Consider the following 22,835-nt stretch of genomic DNA (forward strand, 5'->3'; position numbering starts at 1 on the left):
CCTTGCGATCGGAAGGGCGCATTTAGTCGGGGTCTTCGGCGCTGTCCAGCCCCGTTTGCGCAATTGATCGGCCGGGAATGCGATAGCCTTCGCCGAGCCACTGCAGCAGGTCGCGGTCGCGGTGACGGCTCGAGCAGAACGGCTTGAAGTCGGCGACCGCAGGCTGGTCGCAGATCGGGCATTTGATGGTCGGGGCGGTAGCGGTCATCGGGCGCTCTCCAGTTCGTGGACGACGCCCGTACGGCGCGCGAGTTCCGTGAGCCAGTCGGGGCGCGTCATCAAACGTGCATGGACGGCTGCGGGCAGGGTGTGGCGGCGCGAGGCGGTCGGCGGCGTGCGTTCGAGCGTGCGGAGCGTTGCTCGGGTCGCGGCACCGACCGGATCGGCGAGGAGAATCTCGGGGATCGACGCGCGGGGCCTTGGCCGAACGATCTGGAGAAAGCCGAAGCCGTTCATCGCGGTGCGCTCGAACGGTTGCGGCAGGGACTCGTCGATCGCGACCGCGACGGCGTTGCGCTGCGCCTTGCCGGCGATCGTCGGGAAATCGATCCCGATCGAACCCCCGATGCCATGTCGGCGTATCGCCCGCGCCACGGCATGCGCGGCGGCGACTGCGAGCGCGTCGAGCGGTGGTGCGCCGTCAACGTCGAACAGCGTCATCGCCGGCGTCGGTGAGAGGCGGAGCGCGCCGAGCGGGAACACGATCTCGCCGCTCACGGCTTCGTCGAGCAGTTCGGACCAGCCCGCCGCCTCCAGCGCGTCGGGTTCGTGGGCGCGCGGACTGCGGACGGGCAGGCCGGTCGCCACGAGGCGCTCGTACAGTGTTGGGGCGGGGCAGGGCGGCAGGTCGCTGGGGACGGCCTTGGCGAGCTTCGCACGGCCCGCTTCGGGGAGGGCTTCGCGGACGATCTCGACGGTGAGGCTGGCGCCCTGCGTGATGCCGGGGGGGAGGTGGTTGATCAACGCCTCGCCGCCGTCGAGCGTCACGCGGCCACGACGACCGGGTGATAGCTCAACGAGCCGCGCGCGGGCGATGAGGCCGACCTTCAGGGCGTTTCCGTCGTCGAGCTCGATCGCGGCTTCGACAATCTCGTCATCGTCTACCAGCGCGGCGCGCGCTTCGCCGATGCCAGCCTCATAAAGCCACGTGAGGCCGGTTTCAGGCAAGCGCGACGCCCGCCGTCTTCAACAGCGCCCGCGTCTCGAATAGCGGCAGGCCGACCACACCCGAATGACTGCCCGACAGGAAGCGCACGAACGCCTCGGCGCGGCCCTGGATCGCGTAGCCGCCCGCCTTGCCGAGGCCTTCGCCGCACGCGAGATAATCGTCGATTTCGGCGGGGGAGAGCGGCTTGAACGCGACGATCGTGCCGGCGATCCGCGTCCGGACCTTGCCGGTCGCGTCGATCACGCAGACCGCGGACAGGCAATGGTGGCGTCTACCCGACAGCTTGCCGAGCAGGTCGCGCTGGATTTCGAGCGTATCGGCGGGCGGCAGGATGCGGCTGCCAAGCGCGATTGTGGTGTCGCCAGCGAGTACAATCTCGCCCTCCGCGCGAGCAACGGCACTCGCCTTATCGACCGCGAGGCGCAGTGCATAAGCGCGGGGCGGTTCAGCCTTGCGCGGTTTCTCGTCTATGTCGGGGGATTCCACGCGCGACGGCACGACGCCGAGCCGCGCGAGCAGGTCGCGGCGGCGGGGCGATGAGGAGGCCAGGACCAGCATTGGTGCCTCGATGCTTGGGCTACGCACCGTACGAACGGCGCGTGGCGCTTATTTGAAGCGGTAGGTGATGCGACCCTTGGTCAGATCGTACGGCGTGAGTTCGCACAGCACCTCGTCGCCGACCAGCACGCGGATGCGGTTCTTGCGCATCTTGCCGGCGGTGTGACCGAGAATCTCGTGGTCGTTTTCGAGCTGAACCCGGAACATCGCGTTGGGGAGGAGTTCCACCACGCGGCCGCGCATCTCGAGCAGTTCTTCCTTGGCCAAATATAATCTCTGAATTGGGGGAATTTCGGGACGAGCGCCCTTACCGCAGGTTCGCGAAAAAGGAAAGCACGGCCGAAGGCGGATACGGGCGTGATGCCCGAACCCGCTTGCGTGTTCCGTATATCGGCCTTCGACAGCCATTGAACAAGAGCGATAGATTGGGACGCTATCACAACAGGCTGGGCTGGAGCGCGGTGGCCTCGCGCGCCGCACGCCGGAATGCTGCCCGGTCGACATTGGGTATGCGTGGGCGCTTGCCCTGGAACAGGTCCGCCAGCGTCAGAATCTGGAGCTTCGGAAACGCCTCCTCGACGCCCGCGCGGTAGATGCCGACCGCGGCGGCGCGGCGCTCCATCTCGCGTGTCGGCTTGGCATTCATGATGAGGATGCCGATCGGTGCCTTTTCACGCGCGATCGTCGCGGCGAGCGTCTCGACCATCGCGTTGTCGGGGTTCAGTCCGCCCTTCACCGACACGATCGCGCGGTGCGTCACCATCTTGCCCGACGCCTGATCATGATCGTTGAAGTAGATCAGCCCGTCGATCCCGCCATCCGCGCCCTTCTTCCTGCCGCCGTACGGCAGCGCGTCGACCATCGAGACGGCCCACCACTGGAACTGATATTTGTCGCGCAGCGCGAGATCATAGGCGGAGGCGAGATCCTTCGGTGTGCCCTCGACGGTGAACGTGACGCCGGGAAACGCGTCCTTCATCCGCTTCTCGATCAGCGAGATGGCGAGATGCGTGACGTCGATCCCGATCCATTGCCGCTTGAGCTTCTCCGCCGCGTGCACCGCGGTGCCGCAGCCACAGAACGGGTCGAGCACGACGTCGCCTTCGTTCGACGAGGCGGCGATGATCCGCTCCAGCAACGCGGACGGTTTCTGCGTCGGATACCCCAGACGCTCCTTCGATGACGCGTTGATGATCGGAATGTCCCACCAGTCGCCCAGCCTGACCCCGTCCGCGAGATAGATGCGGTAGGGTTCGGCGTCCTTGCGCTTCTGCCAGCGGAACCAGCGGCCGTCGCCGTCCTGGCGATAGTGCGAGTCCTTCTTGCCCGACGTTTCGCCATACGGGATGCGGATGTCGTTGAAGCGCCTCTGATCGGACTTGCCATAGAACAGCAGCGTGTCGTGCAGCCGCTGGAACCGGTTGCTGGCCGCGGTGTAGCGCCGGTAGCACCAGATGATCTCGTTCGCGATCTGGCGCTTGCCGAAGATCGCGTCGAGCAGCAGCTTCAGGTAGTGGCTCGCGGTCGGGTCGCAGTGGAGATACAGGCTGCCGGTCGGCTTCAGCACGCGGTGCAACTCCAGCAGCCGGACCGCCATCATCGCCAGATACGCCATCATGTCGTTGTCGCCGAGGAAGCCGCGCATCGCGTTGAGCAGGTCGAACGCCTTGGTGCTACCGCTCCGCGCGACCTGGTCGAAGGCGTCCTCGGCGGTCTCGTTCCAGTGCCAGGTGTCTTCGAACGCCTCGATCTGCGCGTTGGAGGACTTGCCGTCGGGCTCCTTGAACAGGATGCCGTAATTGGCGTTCGAATTGAACGGAGGGTCGAGGTAGCTCAGGTCGACGCTCTCGTCGGCGATCTCCTTGCGCAGGACGGCAAGGTTGTCGCCGTAGAAGAGGTGATTCTCAGGACGGTTGCGCATCCGGTGATGATGCGGAGACAAAACTCCGTTCGTCCAAACAAGATGCATCCACAGTCGGCGTATATACTCCATTATGGAGTTTTGGCGGGCAGTATCCGTGCGTTATGCTGGATTATACTTTGTCAGGAATGCACCCATTGCCTTCAGGAATTCGAGCCGGTCCTCGCCGCGCGTGAAATGATGATCGCCGAACGGTTGTTCGATATATTCGAACGGCTTGCCTGATTCTTTGAGTGCCGCTGCCATCATCCGCGATTGCTTAACGGGGACGCGCTTGTCTTCCTTGCCGTGCAGCATCAGGATCGGGATCGAGAAGGTCTGTGCACCGAAACGCGGCGAGACGCTGCGATAATCGGGCGCCTGCTTCTTCAGCCAGTCGCCGCGGGTCTTGCCGTACAGGAACTTGCCGTCATAGCGCTGCATCGCCTGCAGATCGGACACGCCGGCGTAGGAGATCGCGCACCGATAGGGTGCGGCGTCGCCGGTGCCGTTCCGCTGCGCCGCGCGCATAGCCGCATAGCCACCATAGGATGCGCCGGCCATGCAGACGCGCTTCGGATCGGCGATCCCCTGCTTGGCCAGATGCGTGATCGCATCGTCGAGATCGTCCTGCATCTTCAGGCCCCATTGCCCCTCGCCGAGCTTGGCGAAACTGGTGCCGTACCCCGACGACCCGCGGTAATTGGGCTGGACGACGGCATAGCCGGTTTCCGCCAGATACTGAGTCCACCAGTCCCAATCTTCCGAATCGCGCGCGAACGGGCCGCCGTGCGGCAACACGATCAGCGGCAGGTTCTTTGGGCTATGTCCGCGCGGCAGCGTCAGCAGCGCCTCGATCTCGACGCCGTCGCGTGCCTTGTACCGGATCGTCGACACCGGCGACAACGTCCGCGCTTTCAAGTCGTTGTTCTGCCAGGAATAGCGCTGCATCGATCCGTTCGCGGGATCGTAGAAATACAGAGCCCCCGCCTGCGACGGCGAGCCGACCTGCACCAGGAACTTCGACCGGGTGCGATCCCACGAGACGATACGCGCGCGTCGCTCGCCGACCGCCTTATCGACCGCGTCCTGGATTTCCTTCAGCTTGGGGTTCAGCCAGACGATATGACCGAAGCGATCGGTGACGGTGATGCCGTCGATGTCGTCGCCGGTCGCGTTCTCGATCACGCCATCGACGTCGTAGCCATCCGCGCTGTACAGCTTCTTGCCGAGCTTCAGGTCGGGTATCGATACCTCGAACACCTCGTCGCGACCGCCGGAATCGTCCGTGGCGATGGCCGTGCCGTCGGCGCGGAACGTCACCGGGATGACGATATCCTGCTTGCCGCGTGCCGATGCGATGACCTTGAACGGATCGCGATTGGCGCTGCGATACAGAAGCGAACTCTTGCGGGTGTCGTCGTCGTAGCGATAGCCCATCCGGACGACGCCTGCGCCATCCGCATACCAGTCGAAGACGTTCGTCTGGCCGCCGGCGACGGTCTTGGTCTTTCCGGTCGACAGATCCACTTCGGCGACCGCGGGATACCATTGGCTTTCGCTCTCGATCCCAGTCTGGCGCGACAGCAAGACACGCGGCGTCCCGTCGCGCGCCGTCCAAAGGATTTCGTCTGCACGAACACCCGAATTCTTCCAGTCGATCCGGTTGATCTTGGTCATGTCGGCTTTGACGCCCAGCGTGCGCGTGACGTAGATGTCCTCACCGTACAGCATGTCCTGCGATCCGATGCCGACCGCGAGCCAGTCGTCGCCGACCCAGCGCCACCAGTTGATGTCGACCGTCGCCCCGACCTTGATCGCGGCAAGCTTGCCACCGGGGAACAGCGGCGCAACGACCAGCACCTGGACGCCGTCGATCGCCATCTTCGCGGCGATACGCGTGCCGTCGGGCGACAGCTTGGGATTGGCGATGCCGGGCAGTTTGGCAAAGGTTTCGACCGGCACCCGGTCCGAGAGCGTGGCGTTCGCCTTCGGCGCGGAAGCGGGCGGCGGCGCAGTCTGCGCGACCGCGATCGCCGGTATCATTGCACCGGCCAGCAGGCCCATACGCCACATCATTATCAGTCCCCCCCGGCCATTCCCCAACGACCGGTCGGTGCAGAGTATCGCGTTCGCCAGTCGGTACAAGAGGTGCCGCGCCGTTACGTATTGGCGCGCGCCCGAAGTCGATCAAGTTTGAACTGAGTTCGCGCACATTCCGCGAATTTTACCAGGCTGCCAAACTAGACGGAAATATTCGAGGACCGGACAATGCCCGCATCGCCGAGCGGCCAGCGTAATTTGGCCGCTCGGCGATCGCTTGCAGATCAGCCCACCCCGCCGCCGGCGAGCGCCGCGAGCAACAGCAGGGCCACGATGTTGGTGATCTTGATCATCGGGTTCACCGCGGGGCCGGCGGTGTCCTTGTACGGATCGCCGACGGTGTCGCCGGTGATCGCAGCCTTGTGCGCCTCGGAACCCTTGCCGCCGTGGTTGCCGTCCTCGATGTACTTCTTGGCGTTGTCCCAGGCGCCGCCCCCCGAGGTCATCGAGATCGCGACGAACAGCCCGGAGACGATCACGCCCAGCAGCATCGCGCCGAGCGAGGCGAAGCCGGCGGCCTGACCTGCGACCGCGGTGATGATGAAGTACACCGCGAGCGGCGACAGCACCGGTAGTAGCGAGGGCACGATCATCTCGCGGATCGCCGCCTTGGTGACCAAGTCGACGGTGCGCGCGTAGTCGGGACGACTGGTGCCGAGCATGATGCCGGGGTTGTTGCGGAACTGCTCCCGGACTTCCTCGACGACCGCGCCAGCTGCGCGACCCACTGCGGTCATGCCGAACGCCCCGAACAGATACGGGAGCAGCGCGCCCAGCAGCAGGCCGACGATCACGTACGGGTTGCTGAGGCTGAAATCGACCGTGACGTCGGGGAAGTAGGTTGCGAGATCGGTGGTATACGCGCCAAACAGCACGAGCGCGGCGAGCCCGGCCGAGCCGATCGCATAGCCCTTCGTCACCGCCTTGGTGGTGTTGCCGACCGCATCGAGCGCGTCGGTCCGCTGGCGGACGTCGTCGGGCAGGCCTGCCATTTCCGCAATGCCGCCGGCGTTGTCGGTGACCGGGCCATAGGCGTCGAGCGCGACGACCATGCCGGCTTGGGCGAGCATTGCGGTCGCCGCGAAGGCGATGCCAATGATCCCTGCCAACTGGTACGCGACGATCACCGCGACGACGATGACCAGCGTCGGCAACGCGGTGGATTCCAAGCTGATCGCGAGGCCCTGGATGACGTTGGTACCGTGGCCGGTCTCGGATGCCTTCGCGATCGACTGGACTGGGCGGTGGTTGGTGCCGGTGTAATATTCGGTGATCCATACGATCAGCCCGGTGACGACGAGGCCGATCATCATCGACCAGAACAGGTCCATGCCGGTGAAGCTCTGCGTCAGCGAAGGTGCCGCCTGCGTGGTCAGGTCGTCGGTCGCGGGATCGAGGAACCCCGCGCCGCCGATCACGCGGTGAAGGTCGCCGAGCACATACTGCGTGGCGAGATAGATCGCCGGGATCGACAGGATCGTCGAGGTGAAGAAGCCCTTGTACAGCGCGCCCATGATGCTGCCGCCACCGAGTCGGACCATGTACGTGCCGATGATCGAGGTAACGATGCACACCCCGCCGACGAGCAGCGGGAGAGTCATCAGCCGCATCAGTTCGGCGCCGCTCGCTTGGATCAGCAGCGCGATCGAGATCATCGTGACGCCCAGCGTGACGACGTACGTCTCGAACAGATCGGCGGCCATGCCCGCACAATCGCCGACGTTGTCGCCGACATTGTCCGCAATGACGGCCGGGTTGCGGGGGTCGTCCTCGGGGATGCCGGCCTCGACCTTGCCGACCAGATCCGCGCCGACGTCCGCCGCCTTGGTGAAGATACCGCCGCCGAGCCGCGCGAAGATCGAGATCAGCGACGCGCCGAACGCGAGTGCGGTCAGCGCCTCGACGATGATCCGGTCGTTGGGCGCGTGGCCCGCGGGGCCGGTGAGGTACCAGAAGAACGCGCTGATCGCGAGCAGGCCGAGACCCGCCACGAGCATGCCGGTCACCGCGCCCGATCGGAACGCCATCGTCAGCCCGGCCTGCAACGACGTCCGCGCGGCCTCGGCGGTGCGCACGTTGGCGCGGACCGAGATGTTCATGCCGACATAACCCGCGACACCCGACAGCACCGCGCCGATGACGAAGCCGATGGTGGAGATGTAGCCGAGCGTGACCAGCAAGATGATCGCGACGATGACGCCGACGATGGCAATGGTGGTGTACTGGCGCCCGAGATAGGCCTTCGCGCCTTCCTGGATGGCGGCAGCGATGTCCTGCATCTTCTCGTTGCCGGGTGAGGCGGCGAGCACCTGTCGACTGGTGACGAAACCATATAGGACGGCGATGACGCCGCAGATCATGGCCAAATAGACGGTCGTCATACGGCGCTATCCCTCTTGTCAGGTCCTCTCCGGTCCCGGCTTTGCCGAGTCCCGATGTAAGGAACTTATCAGTGCAGGGGCATTGCGCAAGTTATCCTCGGGGGCTGTGTTCATAGCCTAGACTTGGCGGGAGCGGGACGGGTTTGCCGGAGTCGTGAAGGCTAAGGCCGGAGCCGGTAGAAAACCCACCGATACGAACAGCGTCAGTGATGAAATCTTGCGGTGCAGCAAAAAGGAGTTGGTAGTCATCTCCCGCAGTAGTCGCTGCAAGCCGGTCGCCGGAGAAGGTGCGATAGGCGTCGGAGAGGGGAATGCGCGAGATGTCGATGCTGACGGCGAGGCCACTGGCGAGCGCCATGCGGGACGCGTCGATGAGCAGCCCGTCGGAGACGTCCATCATAGCATGGACCTGGGGACCGAGGATGCGGCCGTCGCCGAGCCGTGGCTGCGGGCGCCGGTATGCGGCGAGCAGTTCCGCTGGGCCTTGCGCACCCAGTGCGATGGCTAGCCCCGCACCGGCATCGCCGATTGTGCCGGTGACGTAGAGCGCGTCGCCTACCCGTGCGCCGTTGCGGGCAGGGGCGGCGGCGTCGCTGCCGAACGCGGTGACCGTCAGGACTCGCGGCGCATGCGGTGGAAGCGTCACGGTGTCACCGCCGATGATGCGCGTATCGAAGGCCGTCAGAACTCCCGCGAGCCCTTCGAGAAACGCACGGTCCCACGTGTCGTCGCCGAGCGGGTAGTTGAGGAGGATACCCTCGGGGTTCGCGCCCTTGGCGGCGAGATCGGAGAGGTTGGTAGCGACCAGCTTCCACGCGACGTCCTGCGCGGGGTCGGTCGGGAGGAAGTGCACGCCTTCGACCAGCGTGTCGGTAGTTACGACGAGCGCACCCGCGTCGAGCAACGCGGTATCGTCGTCGAGACCACGCGCGGCAGGATGGAGCGGAAGCCGACGTAGTGCAGCAATGAACTCGGCCTCAGTCACTATCTGCTCCCTCTCCCCTCCGGGGAGAGGGCTGGGGGTGGGGGGCTGTTCCAGGCGCCGCACTGCTTGGCTGCCCCTCACCCCGACCCTCTCCCCGGAGGGGAGAGGGAGTCCGTCAGGCCCGCACTTCCTTGGCGATACCGTCGAGCAGTCCGTTCACGAAGCCAGACTCCCGCTTGTCATAGAACGCGTGCGCCACGTCGACATATTCGCTGATCACCGCGGCGACCGGCACGTCCTTGCGCGCCAGCAACTCGTAGGTGCCGACGCGGATGATAGCCTTCATCGGCTTGTCGAGCCGCGCGAGCGTCCAGCCCTTGGCGAGCTTGCCCTCGATCAGCACATCGATTTCTCCAGCGCGCGCGTTGGCGCCGGTCACCAGGTCGTCGAAGAAATCGACGTCGGCCTCGGCATATTCGACGTCTTCGATCGTCGCGCCGAGGCGATGCTGGTGGAATTCGTTGAGCAGGACGGGCATCGCGGTGCCCTCCATTTCGTGCTGGTAAGTCGCCTGGACGGCGGCGAGGCGAGCGGCGGCACGCGCCTTGGTGCGGGGGGCGGTTCGAGTCATAAGCGGTTGCCTGTAGGCGCGGGGGGCGTGTGTGTCAGCCCTTTGCGTTTCGGTGCGGGGAGTCGAAGAAGAATGGTTCACGCGGAGACGCGGAGCCGCGTAGGTGTCGACCTTGCCGCGAAGCGGCCCTCCAATCATCGGCCGATGACGAAGTCGACGCGGCTGCGCCGTACGCAACACCTCCGCGCCTCCGCGTCTCCGCGTGAACAATCTAGCTGTTGAGCCGCAGCCGCAGCGCCACCGATTTTGCGTGAGCCGGCAGTCCCTCTGCATTCGCAAGAGCGACGGTGGCTGGGCCGAGTTCGCGCAATGCCGCTTCGTCGAGCGCAAGGAAGCTGGTGCGCTTCATGAAGTCGAGCACCGACAGTCCGCTGGCAAACCGCGCCCGACGGCCAGTGGGGAGGACGTGGTTCGGGCCGGCGACGTAATCGCCGATCGCTTCGGGGGTGTAGCGGCCGAGGAACACCGACCCGGCGTGGCGGATGCGGTCAAAGAACCCTTGTGGGTCGGGGATCGCCAGCTGGAGATGCTCGGCGGCGAGACGGTCGACCAGCGGGATCGCGTCCACCAAGGTATCGACGACGACGATCGCGCCGTTGGTGTCCCACGCGACGCGCGCGACGGCTTCGGTGGCGAGGTCGCGCAACTGGCGATCCACGGCGTCCGCCACCTTGTCGGCGAACTTGGCATCGTCGGTGAACAGGATCGATTGCGTGGTCACGTCGTGCTCGGCCTGGCTGAGCAGGTCGGCGGCGGTCCATTCGGGGTCGTTGAGCGTGTCCGCGACGACGACGATCTCGCTCGGGCCCGCGACCATGTCGATGCCGACGACGCCGTAGACCTGGCGCTTGGCTTCGGCGACCCACGCGTTGCCGGGGCCGGTGATGACGTCGACCGGCTCGATCCGGCCTGCTCCGTAGGCGAGCGCTGCCACGGCTTGTGCCCCACCGACCCGCCAGACTTCATCGACGCCCGCGAGGTGCGCCGCTGCGAGGACCAGCGGATTGATCTGGCCATCCGGGGTCGGCGTGACCATCGCGAGACGGCCAACGCCCGCAACCTTGGCGGGGATCGCGTTCATCAGCAGCGACGATGGGTAGGCGGCGCGTCCACCGGGAACGTAGATGCCGGCGGCATCGACGGGCAACCAGCGTGCGCCGAGCCTGACGCCTGCGGAGTCGACCGAGTCGCTGTCGAGCGGGCGCTGTTTTTCGTGATACGCGCGGATGCGGGTGGCGGCGAGTTCCAGCGCGGTGCGCAGGTCCGGGTCGAGTGCATCGAACGCGGCCTTGCAGTCGGCGACGTCGATCTGCCAGCCGGTGGTTTCGAGGTCGTGACGGTCGTGTTTCTGCGTGAGGTCGCGGAGTGCGGTTTCACCGTCGCGGCGTACCGAGGCAATGATCGCGGCGACGTCCTGCGTCACGCCGGCGTCGGATTCGCGGCGGTCTTCGACGAGCGCGGTGAAGCGGGGGGCGAAATCCGCGTCCGAGGTGTTGAGGCGGATCACTTGCCCCCCTCCCGCATGCGGGAGGGGCTGGGGGTGGGCACGCGCTCACCTCCAGCGTTACGGCTGAGGATGGCGCGAGCCCAACCCCCGACCCCTTCCCGCTTGCGGGAAGGGGAGCAGAAGAGCGCCGTCATGCTGCGATCTCCTGCTCTACCGCGCGGCGGAACGCCTCGACCAGCGGCACCACCCGGCTGCGGGTTTTCATCGCGGCGCGGTTGACGATCAGGCGGCTGGTGACTTCCATGATCGTCTCTACTTCGACCAAGCCGTTCTCCAGCAGCGTGCGGCCGGACGAAACCAGGTCGACGATGCGCGGTGCCAGCCCCAGCGTCGGCGCTAGTTCCATCGCACCGTTGAGCTTCACGCACTCCGCCTGCACGCCCCGCGAGGCGAAATGCGCCGCCGTCACATGCGGATATTTGGTCGCGACGCGGACGTGGCTCCAGCCGCGTGGGTCGTCCTGCGCTGCCATCTCGGCAGGCTCGGCAACCGACAGCCGGCAGTGGCCGATGCCGAGGTCCACCGGCGCATACAGTTCCGAATAGCCGAACTCGGCGATCACGTCCGACCCGACGATCCCCAACTGCGCCGCACCGTGCGCAACGAAGGTGGCGACGTCGAACGCGCGCACCCGGATCAGCGAGATCGCCGGATCGTTGGTCGCGAACCGGAGCGCGCGCGAATTCTCGTCCGAGAACGAAGCTTCGGGATGCACCCCCGCGCGCGCGAGTAACGGCAGGGCCTCGGCGAGGATGCGTCCCTTGGGGACGGCGATAATGATCTGAGAATCTGGCACGCGCCGGGCTTTACGGGGGGGGCTTGGCAGGTGCAACAACCTGCGCATGGCAAACGAAGCAGAGAACCGCGCGGCGTTCGACATCCAGGCGGGCTATTGCACCGCGATGGACGCGCCCATCACGGCTCGCGTCTGCACCGCGCTGGCGGATGCGCTTGAGCGTGACAGCGAGACGGGGCGGCGGGTGCTCGACTGGCCGGGCGAGCCGGTCGCGGATGCGCTGGCGTTGCGGCTGGTCGGCGGGCTGCATGCGCTTCACCGCGCGGGTGTCGATCCGGCGCTTTCTGCCGTATTCTCCGGCGCAGAGACCGACCCATCGCCTGTGTCGGCGACGTTGAAGGGAACGCTCGTCACGCACGATGCGGCGTTGCTGCCCTGGCTCGACGGACCGCCGCAGACCAACGAGGCTGCGCGGTCCGCCGGAATGATGACCGGCATATTGCACCTGGCCGAGCGGTACGGGCCGCGGTTCGAGGTGCTGGAGATCGGATCGAGCGCGGGACTCAATCTGCTGATCGATCGCTATCGGTTCGACCTTGGCGACGTGACGGTCGGGCCGGATACATCGCCGGTGACGATCCGGCCCGAATGGCGGGGCGCGCCGCCGCCAAGCGCGCTGGTGGAGATCAAGTCGACACGCGGCGTCGATATCCACCCGGTGGACGTCGCCGATCCGGTCGCGGCGGCACGGCTCGAGGCGTATGTCTGGGTCGATGCGGTTGAGCGACAGGCGCGGCTGGCGGCGGCGATCGCGATGGTGCGCGAGGGCGGCGTCGATCTGGTCGAAGGCGATGCAGCCGACTGGGTCGAAGCGCAATTGGCCGAGCCGCAGCCCGAGGGCGTCACGCGCGTGCTGATGCATTCGGTGGTGTGGCAGTATCTGCCGGCGACCTCCCGCGAGCGGATCCGGATCGCGATGGAGGCGGCAGGCGCGCGGGCGACGGTCGAAAGGCCGCTCGGCTGGGTGATGATGGAGCCCAACCGCGATCTCCACCGACATGAGGTCCGTGTCCGCGGTTGGCTGGGCGATCGGGCGATGGAACTGGTCGCGCTGACGCACGCGCATGGCGCGTGGGTCGAGGGTCTCGCCGCCCCGTACGAGACGCGCGATTACGTCATGCGGCGGGGGGCGTACGAGGCCGCGTGAGGTCGGCCCGGGCGGCGTTCATTTGCTCTTCGGTATCGCCACGGTGCCGGCCGATCTTGGGGACAGCCATCCACCGTCCGCCAGCCAGTCGTTCAGCCGGTCGGGCCAGTGCAAAACAGAGATCCGGTCCGACTCGTCCAGATTGAACGCATGTCCACTATCGGCATACATGTGGAGTTCGGCAGAAATGCCGGCCTTCCGCAGCTGCTCGTACAGCGTGACGGTGGGTGCCGCGCAGCACGGGTCGAGGCTGCCCGCGACCAGAAACGCCGGTGGCGCAGAATTGATCGCGGTCGCGGGAATGCCGCGTGGTCCCGGAAAGACGAGGACCTGAAAATCCGGGCGTGCCGATTGGCGATCGATCGCGTCCACCACGGGACGTCCGGCAGGTTCGGGATTGTCCGCGATGAGCGACACGAGTTCGCCGCCGGCCGAAAACCCCATCGCGCCGACGCGTGCGGGATCGATACCGTATTGGGCGGCGTGCGCGCGGACCCAGCGCAGGGCACGGCGCGCGTCGTCCGCCGCATTGCCATCGACCGAATAGGAAGAACCGGGTTCGTTCGCCAACCGGTATTTGAGCACGAAGGCAGTCACGCCCATTCGGTTGAGCGCGGTCGCGACCTTCGTGCCCTCGTTGGTCCAGACCAGCAGCTTGTGACCGCCTCCAGGTATGACGACGACCGCCGCACCGTTGCGGTGCGCAGGCGCCGCCGGGAACGCGATCAGCGACGGTTCGTGAACGTTGCGGACCCAGTAATCACGCCCGACTTCCGCCTCGCTGCGACGCGCGGCCGAGTCGGGCGCACCGTTCGGCCACAACGGGATCGACGTATAGCTGGCGACCGCCTGTGGTGCGGGATCGGCCTGTGATGCTGGAGCCTGCGCACCCAACGGTGTCGCAACCATCAGCGCCGCGAAGGCGAACAGTCGACGCATTGATCCTGATTCCTTCAGTTTGAACCGCTTTACGAGGTAAGCGGGCAGGGGCCGAAAAGTCCTGAAAACGGTGCCTCCCCCCGACCGCTTTCCCGTTGGCGAAGCCGGCCTTTGGCACGCGCCGCTCCTCAGTGCGCTGGCTTCAGCAAGTCATGCATCGCCATCCAGCGGGTGAACTCCTCGAACCATCCCGTGCTCGTGGTCGACTTTGGATACATTCCGAAACCGTGGCCGCCCTGCTCAAACAAATGGAACTCGACCGGACGCTTCGCCGTGCGCCAGCTTTCGATCAGGCCGAACCCGGCGTTACCGAAGAACGGATCGTCCGCGGCTAGGGCCACGAACATCGGCGGGGCGTCCGCCGGCACCGTCATGGCCGCGAGCGGGCCATAGATGTTGCCGATGAACGCGGGCTTCGCATCACCGCCCGCAACCGTCGTCGCGAGGGTCAGCATGGCACCAGCGGAAAAGCCGACCATGCCGATACGCGTCGGATCGACGTGCCACTCCGCAGACCGCTTGCGCACCAGCGCGAAGGCGGCGCGCGCATCCGCGATCTGCGGTGCGAGACCGGCCATCATCGCCTCCGGCTTCGGGCGCGGCGGCGCGGCACCGGGGGCGAACATCGCGGTCATCGATCGTTCGAACGCGGGCATCTCGACCGGTGTCGGGTTCAGCCTGTATTTCAGCACGAACGCCGCCACGCCCTTCGCGGCCAACGCGCGTGCCACGTCCCAGCCTTCATTTTCCATCGATAGCGTGCGAAACCCGCCACCCGGTGCAACGATGACGGCGGTTCCCGTTGCCTTCGCGGGATCGGGCAGGAACGGCGTCAGCGTCGCGACGGTAACGTTGCGGGCGAACACGCTGCCATATTGACTATGCCACGCTTCAGGGGCCGTCGCGCCGGGCAGCTTGCCGGTTCCCAGTTCGACCGCGTCCGACTGTGCGGGGACGGCGATCGGTACCATCTTGTCGGTTTGTGCGCAGACCGGTGTTGCCGATACCATGGCCGCAGCCACCCCCAGCGGCGAAATGCAGGCGCGCAGCCACCGACACGCCGCCGTAACGCTCATCATGCGAATCATGCTCGCTCTCCCTGTTTATCGTTATTAGGGAGGATGCTAAGGTGAGCGCTACCATCCGGCAATTGATACTTGCGATGATTGCACCCGACGCGGGTAAACGTTTGCGCGGTGGAGATGTGCGGAAGTGTATTGCGTCGAGAGACTTCGTCAATCCGCCCTGGATTCACGTTGCGCGCGCGGATTGCGTCGCGAGTGAAAGGAAAGCGCCCGAAGATCAGTGGGCAGGAGATACTCCCGCCCACCGCCTTGATCGCTAGAGCGTCAGCTCCGGATGAAGGCCAGGATATCCGGGTTCAACACGTCGCCGTGGATCGTCGCCATGCCGTGCGGGTAGCCGGGATAGGTCTTGATCGAGCCGTGCTTGAGCAGCTTCACCGCCAGCCGCCCGGTCGTGTCGATCGGACAGACCTGATCGTCCTCGCCGTGCAGGATCAGCACGGGCTGGTCGATCGATTGCAGGTCCGCGGTGAAGTCGGTGTCGGCGAAGGCGGTGATGCAATCATATTGCGCCTTGATGTCGCCGACCATCGCCTGCCGCATCCAGTTGGCAGAGACCGCGGGCAGCACCTTCGCGCCGGCGCGGTTGAAGCCGTAAAACGGTCCGGTCGCAAAGCCGTTGTAGAAGTCCGCGCGGTTAGCGGCGGTACCGGCGCGGATGCCGTCGATCGCCTCGGGTGGCACGCCGTTCGGATTGGTCGGCGAACGCGTCAGCCGCGGCGGGATCGCACCGATCAGCACCGCCTTGGCGACGCGGCCGTTGCTGCCGTATTTGGCGACGTAGCGGATCGCCTCGCCGCCGCCGGTCGAGTGACCGATATGGACCGCGTTGCGCAGGCCAAGATGCGCGGTGACAGCGGCGACGTCTGCGGCATAGGTGTCCATGTCATTGCCCTGTGACGCGGGGCTTGACCTACCGTGGCCGCGGCGGTCGTGCGCGACGACGCGGTAGCCGCGCTCGGAAAAGTACATCATTTGCGAATCCCAGTCGTCGCCACTCAGCGGCCAGCCGTGGTGGAAGACGATCGGCTGACCCGCGCCCCACGACTTGTAGAAGATTTCGGTGCCATCCTTGACGGTTATCGTGCTCATGGTCTTGTCTCCCAGCGAGTGTCGAACAGGTTTCGGCGGACCAGCCAGGCTTTCGCCACCAAGTGCCAGCGCGGTTACGATCGCGGTACCCAAAAGAATATCGCGCCGCGAACCACTGATAAGTGGCTGTATTTCGGAATTATTGAACTCCGGCATGGTCTGACCCCCGAATAGTGTCGGCTTTGTTGCCGCCATGAGAGTATTAACTTGCATCTATCGGCAGAGTGATCGGCCGAACGGACAAACTTCGGGGGAAAACTGACAAATGGACGCCGAGCCCATCCCGCCACGCCGGCCCGTAGAGATCGCGATCGTCCTGCGCGACAAGGTCATGCTCGGCATCGTCCACGGCCTGACCGACCTGTTTCGCATCACCGACGATCTCAGCCGGGTACGCCTCGGCACGGATGCGCCTGTCGTCCGGCTCAGCCATTTCGCCGATACTGGCGCCGGCGGAGTCATGCGTATCTTCGATACTGCGCCCGATGAAACCAGCCGGGAGCGGTCGGACGTTCCCGACGTCATCATCATTCCGCCGTGCGAAACCGCCGCGCTGGGCATCGAGGGTAACAGTAAATGGTCGGACTGGCTGACGGCCCGCCATGCCGAGGGGGCGGTGCTCGGGTCGATCTGTGGCGGCACCTTCCTGTTGGCGCAGACCGGCCTGCTGGATGGCCGTCGAGCGACGACGCACCTGCTCTGCGCGCCCGACCTGGCGACCATGTTTCCGGCTGTCCACGTCGATCTCGATGCGCTGCTCACCGAAGAGGACGATCTGATCACGGTCGGCGGGGTGATGGCGTGGACCGATCTCGGCCTCGTCGTCGTCCGGCGCTTGCTGGGCGCCGCCGCGATGATGGAGACGGCACGGTTCATGATGATCGATCCACCGGGGCGGGAGCAGCGTTTCTACAAGACCTTCTCGCCGGACATGGGCCACGGCGACGCAGCGATCCTGAAGACGCAGCGGCAATTGCAGGCGCGCGGTCCGGTCGGGTCGACGGTCGCGGATATGGCGACCTGGTCGGGGCTGGAGGCGCGGACTTTCAGTCGCCGCTTCCACGGTGCTACCGGTTTGCGACCCAACGAATATCATCAGCGCCTGCGGATCGAGAAAGCGCGCGAACTGCTCGAGACGACTGTCGCGCCGATCGGCCAGATCGCATGGGAGTCGGGCTATGCCGACCCGACCTCTTTCCGGACGACGTTCACGAAGCAGACCGGGCTCAGTCCCAGCGATTATCGCAAACGCTTCGGACATAGAGGACGATCTGCCAGCCTAGCCCCCAGTGCGTGAGGCGGGCTCGGACGGATATTCTCGAACGACGCGCCGCTAACCCACATCGATCGCGTCGCGCGGACCGTCTGTGCGGAACGTCGGGGGCGCTGCTTCGCTATGGTCGGAGCGGGCAGCGGGCCCAGGATGAGGACGGCGAGCATGACCCAGGACGTACGCGATGCGATCACGCAAGAGCGCGGTGGCGGTTTGTCCCGACCCGCCGCCCTGGCGGTCGTTGCAGTCGTGCTCGGCGCCAGCGCGGTGCTTGGGCGCCGTAACGCGCCCGATCCGTCGCATCCCGGTATTCGCCGCTGGTACAAACGGCTCGACAAACCAGCCTACACGCCGCCCGACGCCGCGTTCGGGGCGGTATGGCCGGTGCTTGAAACCGGCCTCGCGGTCGGCGGCTACCGGTTGCTGCGCCGCCCCGCCGATGCGCCGCGCAACCTTGCGGTCGGACTTTGGTTGCTGAACACGGGGATGGTCGGCGGCTGGACCGAATTGTTCTTTCGACGCAAGGCACTCGGCCCCAGCGCGGTCGCGTCGGGTGCGATGATCGCCAGCGGCGCCGGATATGTCGCGGCCGCGGCCAAGGTCGATCGCACCGCGGCGGCCACTGCGGTCCCGTTCGTAGCCTGGCTCGGGTTCGCGACCGTGCTTGCTGAGCGCATCTGGGCGCGGAACCGGTCCGACGGCCCGGACAAGGCATGACTCGCCTGACGGTCTGGCACGATGGCGGATGTCCGCTGTGCCGACGCGAGATCGCGCTGATGCGTCGCCTCGATCGTCGGGGTGCGATCGATTTCGTCGATGCCAGCGACGGCGACACGAGCTGCCCGATCGATCGAGCTGCGATGCTGGCGCGGTTCCATGCGCGCGAAGGGGACCGGATGCTGTCCGGCGCCGCGGCCTTCGCAGCGATGTGGCGCGCCATCCCGCTGCTGCGACCGCTGGGGTTGGCAGCGCGCAACCCGGTCGTCCTGGCTGGCCTCGAACGGGTGTATCGGGCGTTTCTCCACGTCCGGCCTCGCTTGCAGTCGTTCGCCCGGAAGGTGGATCGCACCGCATGAGGCCGGCCGTTCCCGATACCGCGCGACCGGGCCAGGAGAGCGTCTGGGATTATCCGCGTCCGGCGATCGCGCAGCGCAGCGATCGTCATGTCTTGATCGAGCACCGCGGGGTTACGTTCGCCGACACGCGGCACAGCGTCCGCACGATCGAGACGAGCCATCCGCCGAGCTATTATATCCCGCCCTCCGATATCCTGATGTCGGCGCTCCGGCGCTCCACGCGGCAATCCTTCTGCGAATGGAAGGGCAACGCGGTCTATTACGACGTCGAGATCGCGGGTGACGTTATGCGCGACGTCGCCTGGAGCTATCCGACGCCGAACGCTGCGTTTGCTACCCTGCGCGACCATATAGCGTTCTATGCAGGCCCGTTCGACGGATGCTTCGTCGATGGCGAACGCGTCATCCCTCAGCCCGGGGCATTCTACGGCGGCTGGATCACGGCCGATCTCGCCGGACCGTTCAAGGGCGTGCCCGGCAGCCGCTACTGGTAGGCCACCGCAAGATGTCGTGTCTGCCTTCGCCATCAGTAGATTTCCAGTCGGTTCATCGCATTTCGATGTTGTTTACACCTTTGGCATCGATCGAGGCGTTAAGGGAGCGTGCCGGCCCGCCATAAACCTTTGGCTCGTCACCAAGGCGGGTCGGCACAACCTGCTGTTGGTATGCAAGGTGTGAACCGTGATACGCCAATGTCTGAAAACGCCCACTTGCGGTCATTCAGCGTTTCGCGGCGCTTGCCCTACTCCGGTCATTCGTTCAGTCTTCTGGCCTTCCAAGCAGCGAAGGATGTAACCACGATGGTGCGGCTAATTATCGCTGGCGTGCTGCTTTCTTCCTGCTCCGCCTTGTTGGGTTGGAAAGCCCAAACTTTGCGGCGCGCTCAATCCTGTAAATATTTGGCTGGGAATATTCCGACCTACAAAGGCTACATTAGCCGACTGCCTGTGATGGAAGGCAATATACCTCCAGTTGTGATAGCAGAAGTCTATCGTTGCTGGGCTACATACCCAGCGCAAACTACAATGCGGCAACTTAAAATTGAGGACGCACGGGATCTTACTGCATCCACATACCTACTTGCCTTCGGCATTTGGGGGGTATCGGACCGCTCTCTCTTGTTCGAAGTGGATAAATCCGGGCAGGTCCGGCGTGCTTACCAATATCCATACACGCTATAACGGGTCGGCTTTCCGCTCCGCACTGACAGTCGGCCCGTGTTGCCCGCTCTCGAAAGCCGCCGTTCCGCTCTCCGCTCCGTTCAGGCCGTTCCGCTTCCGCCCAACAGCCGGCCCTAAAACACTTCCTTATTGGTCGGCGCGACCAACGTAGCTATCTGACCGGCAGCGGCTGAAAGTAGAACAGCGGGAAAGGCGAGTCCGACGAGAAAGAACAGACCAACTACCAAGAGCGGGCCGGTCCCCGAATTTAGCAGTGTCACTGGAAGCTGCGCCAATATTATGATCACACCGGCAGACCATCCCCACAACCGCAGCCAGAAACCGCTGACGGCGGAAGCGGCTAACGCGACGGGATACCATTTGGTCAAGAAGTCCGCAGCGTCCCAAGGCTCGTTGGCACCAGTCACGTCGCAGACCATTTGCCAGTAGAGCAACGCGAAGGCGGAAATCGCCACCAAAAGGACCGAGCGAAAGAGCATTTCGTAACCGTCTCACGCCGAAGCGGGCTTCACAAGCCCTCCTTCGCAGTCCAGCGGTCAGGTCCGCTCCCCACCAATTTTCCGCGTTCGTGATGCAAAATTCACGGATTTCGCGTCGGCCCAAAAACGGCAGGAACCGACGGCTCCAGCGATGGAAAATATTGATGCATTTAGGATACCCGTTCAGTGGTCGGTTTCCTGCGGTGTGGCGCCCAAAGCGGACGGTCCGCTTTCCGTCCCATTCCAGACATCGGATGAATGCGAGACGGTCGCAAAATGGAAGAGCCAACAAGCGCAAGATCAGGGCGTTACGATGCCTCGGCGATCAGCTTTGCGGCGGCGGGCGTGTTCCATTCATAGCCGCCGGTCATCCGCCAGACTTCCTTGCCCGCCGAATCGTACAGGATCGTGGTCGGCAGGTTCGCCTGATAGGCGAGGCTGAGACCGAGTTTCGGATCGAGATACGGCTTGAGCGTCGTGAACTTCTTCTCGGCGAAGAACGGCGTCACCTTCTCCGCGCCCTGCATGTCCTGGCTGACCGCGATCACCTGGACCTTGCCCTCCAGCGACTTGGCGGCGGCATCGAGCGTCGGCATTTCCGCTACGCACGGCGCGCACCAGGTCGCCCACATGTTGAGCAGCAACGGCTTGCCCTTGAACGAGGCGAGCGTGACCGGCTTGCCGTCGGGCGCGGTGAAGGCGACCGTCGGGCCGGTCTCGCCCTTGTGGCTGCGGTCGAGCTTTTCGGTGCTGGCGGCAGGGCCGGTGGCTTCGTCGGGAGTTGGTCCGGACGTAACCTCGTCGGCGGACACGGCGTTTGCGGCGACGACGTTTGCTTGCTCCGGGGCGGGCGATTTCCTATCGCAGCCGGCGACCAGCAGGCCCATCCCCATCACGGCGGCGATCGGCCCAGACTTTAACAGCGAATTGAACACAGGATTCGAGAACATGGACGGTTCCAATTCGATGTGGGGCGGGCGGTTCGCCGAAGGGCCGGCAGCGGTCATGCGCGAGATAAACGCCTCCATTCCCTTCGACAAGCGCCTCTGGCAGCAGGATATTGCCGGCTCGAAGGCGCATGTCGCAATGCTCGGCAAGCAGGGCATCGTTTCGGCGGAGGACGCCGCGATGATCGCGGCGGGGCTCGATACGGTCGCGGCGCATTATGCCGAGCACGGCGTCGCGGAGGATCTGGTCCTCGAGGATATTCACATGCAGACCGAGGCGCGACTGGCCGATGCGATCGGGCCGGTGGCGGGGCGGCTGCATACCGCACGCTCGCGCAACGATCAGGTTGCCACCGACTTCCGGCTGTGGGTGCGCGATGCGATCGACCAGGCGCTGGCGGCGCTGGCGGGGTTCCAGACGGCATTGCTTGCGCGGGCGGAAGAGCATGCGGCTAGCGTGATGCCTGGCTTCACGCACTTGCAGTCCGCGCAGCCGGTGACGCTCGGGCATCACCTGATGGCGTATCATGCGATGATTTCGCGCGATATCGGCCGGTTTGCCGATGCGCGGGGGCGGATGAACCGATCGCCGCTGGGCTCGGCGGCGCTGGCGGGCACGGGGTTTCCGATCGACCGCGCGATGACCGCCGAGGCGCTCGGGTTCGACGGGCCTATGACCAACTCGCTCGACGGCGTCAGCGACCGCGACTTCGCGATCGAGTATCTGACCGCCGCGACGCAGACCTCGCTTCACCTTTCGCGGCTCGCCGAGGAATTCGTGCTGTGGGCGTCGCAGCCGTTCGGCTTCGTCGCGCTGAGCGATCAATGGTCGACTGGCAGCTCGATTATGCCACAGAAGCGCAATCCTGACGCCGCCGAGTTGGTGCGCGGGCATGCCGGGCGCATTCTCGGCTGCATGACCGCGCTGATGGTGACGATGAAGGGCCTGCCGCTCGCTTATTCGAAGGACATGCAGGACGACAAGCCGCCGGTGTTCGAGGCGCACGACCTGCTCGCGCTGTCGATCGCGGCGATGACGGGCATGGTCGAGAGCGCGACGTTCCGCACCGATCGGATGCGCGGGCTGGCCGAGAGCGGCTTCGCGACCGCGACCGATCTCGCCGACTGGCTGGTGCGCGAGGCCGGGCTGCCGTTCCGCGAGGCGCATCACGTGACAGGCCGCGCGGTGAAGCTCGCGGAGGAGCGTAAGGTCGCGCTCGATGCGCTGCCGATCGAGGACCTGAAGGCAATCGATGCGCGGATCGACGAACGCGTGTACGGCGTGCTTTCGGTCGATGCGTCGGTCGCCAGCCGGACCAGCTTCGGCGGCACTGCGCCCGACAATGTGCGCGCTGCGATCCGTGCAGCGCGTGCAGAGACGGCGGGGGGAGAAACGGCATGAAACGGCTTTTTGGCATCGTGGGACTGGCACTGGCTTTGTCGGGCTGCGGCGCAGCGGACGGGCTTGTCCCGGCGGAGGGCAAGACGCTCCCGATTGCGCCTTACGGTGCGAAAACGCCGCCGACTCCCGAGCAGTTGCTGACCCCCACGACGCAGCAGCGCCCGCAGCGCAGCGACGAGCTGCTCACCACGTCCCAGCCGCGCCGCAGCGACGAGTTCGACCTGCCGCCGCCGAATTGAAGACCT

The 22,835-nt window shown here is 65.5% G+C and carries 23 protein-coding genes; 7 read left to right on the forward strand and 16 right to left on the reverse strand.

Features of this window, described 5'->3' with window-relative positions; translation table 11 throughout:
• Nucleotides 1-22 precede the first annotated feature (22 nt).
• From O6X71_RS07295 to hisG, 11 genes are all read right to left on the reverse strand, one after another.
• The gene (locus O6X71_RS07295; protein ID WP_353465233.1) at nt 23-208 is read right to left on the reverse strand and encodes a DNA gyrase inhibitor YacG; all 186 of its coding nucleotides are present in this window, start codon (nt 206-208) and stop codon (nt 23-25) included.
• The gene (locus O6X71_RS07300; RefSeq protein ID WP_353465234.1) at nt 205-1,167 is read right to left on the reverse strand and encodes a ribonuclease; all 963 of its coding nucleotides are present in this window, start codon (nt 1,165-1,167) and stop codon (nt 205-207) included. The genes O6X71_RS07295 and O6X71_RS07300 overlap by 4 nt, the downstream gene beginning before the upstream one ends.
• Nucleotides 1,160-1,726, reverse strand: coding sequence for a Maf family protein (locus tag O6X71_RS07305; RefSeq protein ID WP_353465236.1), 567 nt, complete (start codon nt 1,724-1,726; stop codon nt 1,160-1,162). Before O6X71_RS07305 ends, O6X71_RS07300 begins: the two co-directional genes overlap by 8 nt.
• A 48-nt stretch (nt 1,727-1,774) precedes the next feature.
• A complete protein-coding gene (gene infA / locus O6X71_RS07310; protein WP_031441079.1) occupies nt 1,775-1,993 on the reverse strand; it encodes a translation initiation factor IF-1 in 219 nt (72 codons plus the stop codon).
• A 169-nt stretch (nt 1,994-2,162) separates the two neighbouring features.
• Complete coding sequence (locus O6X71_RS07315; RefSeq protein ID WP_353465238.1) at nt 2,163-3,647, reverse strand: site-specific DNA-methyltransferase; 1,485 nt, start codon at nt 3,645-3,647, stop codon at nt 2,163-2,165.
• 102 nt (nt 3,648-3,749) lie between these two features.
• Nucleotides 3,750-5,705, reverse strand: a complete 1,956-nt coding sequence (locus tag O6X71_RS07320) for an alpha/beta hydrolase family protein (protein ID WP_353465239.1) — start codon at nt 5,703-5,705, stop codon at nt 3,750-3,752.
• Nucleotides 5,706-5,953: 248 nt separating this feature from the next.
• A complete protein-coding gene (locus O6X71_RS07325) occupies nt 5,954-8,110 on the reverse strand; it encodes a sodium-translocating pyrophosphatase (protein WP_353465240.1) in 2,157 nt (718 codons plus the stop codon).
• Nucleotides 8,111-8,201: 91 nt separating this feature from the next.
• A complete protein-coding gene (gene thiL / locus O6X71_RS07330) occupies nt 8,202-9,095 on the reverse strand; it encodes a thiamine-phosphate kinase (protein ID WP_353465241.1) in 894 nt (297 codons plus the stop codon).
• Between the two features lie 115 nt (nt 9,096-9,210).
• Nucleotides 9,211-9,666, reverse strand: a complete 456-nt coding sequence (gene nusB / locus O6X71_RS07335) for a transcription antitermination factor NusB (protein ID WP_056488135.1) — start codon at nt 9,664-9,666, stop codon at nt 9,211-9,213.
• A gap of 211 nt (nt 9,667-9,877) precedes the next feature.
• The gene (gene hisD / locus O6X71_RS07340) at nt 9,878-11,173 is read right to left on the reverse strand and encodes a histidinol dehydrogenase (RefSeq protein WP_353465242.1); all 1,296 of its coding nucleotides are present in this window, start codon (nt 11,171-11,173) and stop codon (nt 9,878-9,880) included.
• A 130-nt stretch (nt 11,174-11,303) separates the two neighbouring features.
• A complete protein-coding gene (gene hisG / locus O6X71_RS07345) occupies nt 11,304-11,969 on the reverse strand; it encodes an ATP phosphoribosyltransferase (RefSeq protein ID WP_353465243.1) in 666 nt (221 codons plus the stop codon).
• A gap of 46 nt (nt 11,970-12,015) precedes the next feature.
• Here hisG and O6X71_RS07350 point away from each other — a divergent pair, with 46 nt between their 5' ends.
• Nucleotides 12,016-13,116: a DUF2332 domain-containing protein gene (locus tag O6X71_RS07350; protein ID WP_353465244.1), complete on the forward strand. Its 1,101-nt coding sequence runs from the start codon at nt 12,016-12,018 to the stop codon at nt 13,114-13,116.
• An 18-nt stretch (nt 13,117-13,134) separates the two neighbouring features.
• Here O6X71_RS07350 and O6X71_RS07355 read toward each other — a convergent pair whose 3' ends face one another.
• The 3 genes from O6X71_RS07355 to O6X71_RS07365 form a co-directional block, all read right to left on the reverse strand.
• Nucleotides 13,135-14,055 (reverse strand): alpha/beta hydrolase, encoded by a 921-nt coding sequence (locus O6X71_RS07355; protein ID WP_353465246.1) that lies wholly within the window; start codon nt 14,053-14,055, stop codon nt 13,135-13,137.
• A gap of 128 nt (nt 14,056-14,183) precedes the next feature.
• Complete coding sequence (locus O6X71_RS07360) at nt 14,184-15,065, reverse strand: alpha/beta hydrolase (RefSeq protein WP_435368467.1); 882 nt, start codon at nt 15,063-15,065, stop codon at nt 14,184-14,186.
• 339 nt (nt 15,066-15,404) lie between these two features.
• Nucleotides 15,405-16,232 (reverse strand): alpha/beta fold hydrolase, encoded by an 828-nt coding sequence (locus O6X71_RS07365; RefSeq protein WP_353465247.1) that lies wholly within the window; start codon nt 16,230-16,232, stop codon nt 15,405-15,407.
• 265 nt (nt 16,233-16,497) lie between these two features.
• Between O6X71_RS07365 and O6X71_RS07370 the strand changes: the two genes are divergently transcribed.
• The 4 genes from O6X71_RS07370 to O6X71_RS07385 all read left to right on the forward strand — a co-directional run bounded on the left by O6X71_RS07370 (nt 16,498) and on the right by O6X71_RS07385 (nt 19,075).
• A complete protein-coding gene (locus tag O6X71_RS07370) occupies nt 16,498-17,529 on the forward strand; it encodes a GlxA family transcriptional regulator (protein WP_353465249.1) in 1,032 nt (343 codons plus the stop codon).
• A gap of 141 nt (nt 17,530-17,670) precedes the next feature.
• Nucleotides 17,671-18,222: a TspO/MBR family protein gene (locus O6X71_RS07375; protein WP_353465250.1), complete on the forward strand. Its 552-nt coding sequence runs from the start codon at nt 17,671-17,673 to the stop codon at nt 18,220-18,222.
• Nucleotides 18,219-18,581: a thiol-disulfide oxidoreductase DCC family protein gene (locus tag O6X71_RS07380; protein WP_353465251.1), complete on the forward strand. Its 363-nt coding sequence runs from the start codon at nt 18,219-18,221 to the stop codon at nt 18,579-18,581. The genes O6X71_RS07375 and O6X71_RS07380 overlap by 4 nt, the downstream gene beginning before the upstream one ends.
• Nucleotides 18,578-19,075, forward strand: a complete 498-nt coding sequence (locus O6X71_RS07385; RefSeq protein WP_353465252.1) for a DUF427 domain-containing protein — start codon at nt 18,578-18,580, stop codon at nt 19,073-19,075. The genes O6X71_RS07380 and O6X71_RS07385 overlap by 4 nt, the downstream gene beginning before the upstream one ends.
• Before the next feature lie 800 nt (nt 19,076-19,875).
• Here O6X71_RS07385 and O6X71_RS07390 read toward each other — a convergent pair.
• The gene (locus O6X71_RS07390) at nt 19,876-20,241 is read right to left on the reverse strand and encodes a hypothetical protein (RefSeq protein WP_353465253.1); all 366 of its coding nucleotides are present in this window, start codon (nt 20,239-20,241) and stop codon (nt 19,876-19,878) included.
• Nucleotides 20,242-20,549: 308 nt separating this feature from the next.
• Nucleotides 20,550-21,191, reverse strand: coding sequence for a TlpA family protein disulfide reductase (locus O6X71_RS07395; RefSeq protein ID WP_353465254.1), 642 nt, complete (start codon nt 21,189-21,191; stop codon nt 20,550-20,552).
• Here O6X71_RS07395 and argH point away from each other — a divergent pair.
• Nucleotides 21,190-22,590, forward strand: a complete 1,401-nt coding sequence (gene argH, locus O6X71_RS07400; protein ID WP_353465255.1) for an argininosuccinate lyase — start codon at nt 21,190-21,192, stop codon at nt 22,588-22,590. The two genes, O6X71_RS07395 and argH, sit on opposite strands and share 2 nt — an antisense overlap.
• Nucleotides 22,587-22,829: a hypothetical protein gene (locus O6X71_RS07405; protein ID WP_056061645.1), complete on the forward strand. Its 243-nt coding sequence runs from the start codon at nt 22,587-22,589 to the stop codon at nt 22,827-22,829. The genes argH and O6X71_RS07405 overlap by 4 nt, the downstream gene beginning before the upstream one ends.
• Nucleotides 22,830-22,835: the final 6 nt, after the last annotated feature.

This window comes from Sphingomonas faeni (assembly GCF_040407505.1).
GTDB classification, from domain to species: Bacteria; Pseudomonadota; Alphaproteobacteria; order Sphingomonadales; family Sphingomonadaceae; genus Sphingomonas; species Sphingomonas faeni_E.

Bases quoted from the DNA above. Each gene is read 5' to 3' on its own strand.
- O6X71_RS07295 (WP_353465233.1), bottom strand. From the start codon at position 208: ATGACCGCTACCGCCCCGACCATCAAATGCCCGATCTGCGACCAGCCT.
- O6X71_RS07305 (WP_353465236.1), bottom strand. From the start codon at position 1,726: ATGCTGGTCCTGGCCTCCTCATCGCCCCGCCGCCGCGACCTGCTCGCG.
- O6X71_RS07315 (WP_353465238.1), bottom strand. From the start codon at position 3,647: ATGCGCAACCGTCCTGAGAATCACCTCTTCTACGGCGACAACCTTGCC.
- O6X71_RS07320 (WP_353465239.1), bottom strand. From the start codon at position 5,705: ATGATGTGGCGTATGGGCCTGCTGGCCGGTGCAATGATACCGGCGATC.
- O6X71_RS07325 (WP_353465240.1), bottom strand. From the start codon at position 8,110: ATGACGACCGTCTATTTGGCCATGATCTGCGGCGTCATCGCCGTCCTA.
- nusB (WP_056488135.1), bottom strand. From the start codon at position 9,666: ATGACTCGAACCGCCCCCCGCACCAAGGCGCGTGCCGCCGCTCGCCTC.
- O6X71_RS07350 (WP_353465244.1), top strand. From the start codon at position 12,016: ATGGCAAACGAAGCAGAGAACCGCGCGGCGTTCGACATCCAGGCGGGC.
- O6X71_RS07355 (WP_353465246.1), bottom strand. From the start codon at position 14,055: ATGCGTCGACTGTTCGCCTTCGCGGCGCTGATGGTTGCGACACCGTTG.
- O6X71_RS07360 (WP_435368467.1), bottom strand. From the start codon at position 15,065: ATGGTATCGGCAACACCGGTCTGCGCACAAACCGACAAGATGGTACCG.
- O6X71_RS07365 (WP_353465247.1), bottom strand. From the start codon at position 16,232: ATGAGCACGATAACCGTCAAGGATGGCACCGAAATCTTCTACAAGTCG.
- O6X71_RS07370 (WP_353465249.1), top strand. From the start codon at position 16,498: ATGGACGCCGAGCCCATCCCGCCACGCCGGCCCGTAGAGATCGCGATC.
- O6X71_RS07375 (WP_353465250.1), top strand. From the start codon at position 17,671: ATGACCCAGGACGTACGCGATGCGATCACGCAAGAGCGCGGTGGCGGT.
- O6X71_RS07380 (WP_353465251.1), top strand. From the start codon at position 18,219: ATGACTCGCCTGACGGTCTGGCACGATGGCGGATGTCCGCTGTGCCGA.
- O6X71_RS07385 (WP_353465252.1), top strand. From the start codon at position 18,578: ATGAGGCCGGCCGTTCCCGATACCGCGCGACCGGGCCAGGAGAGCGTC.
- O6X71_RS07390 (WP_353465253.1), bottom strand. From the start codon at position 20,241: ATGCTCTTTCGCTCGGTCCTTTTGGTGGCGATTTCCGCCTTCGCGTTG.
- argH (WP_353465255.1), top strand. From the start codon at position 21,190: ATGGACGGTTCCAATTCGATGTGGGGCGGGCGGTTCGCCGAAGGGCCG.
- O6X71_RS07395 (WP_353465254.1), bottom strand. From the start codon at position 21,191: ATGTTCTCGAATCCTGTGTTCAATTCGCTGTTAAAGTCTGGGCCGATC.
- O6X71_RS07405 (WP_056061645.1), top strand. From the start codon at position 22,587: ATGAAACGGCTTTTTGGCATCGTGGGACTGGCACTGGCTTTGTCGGGC.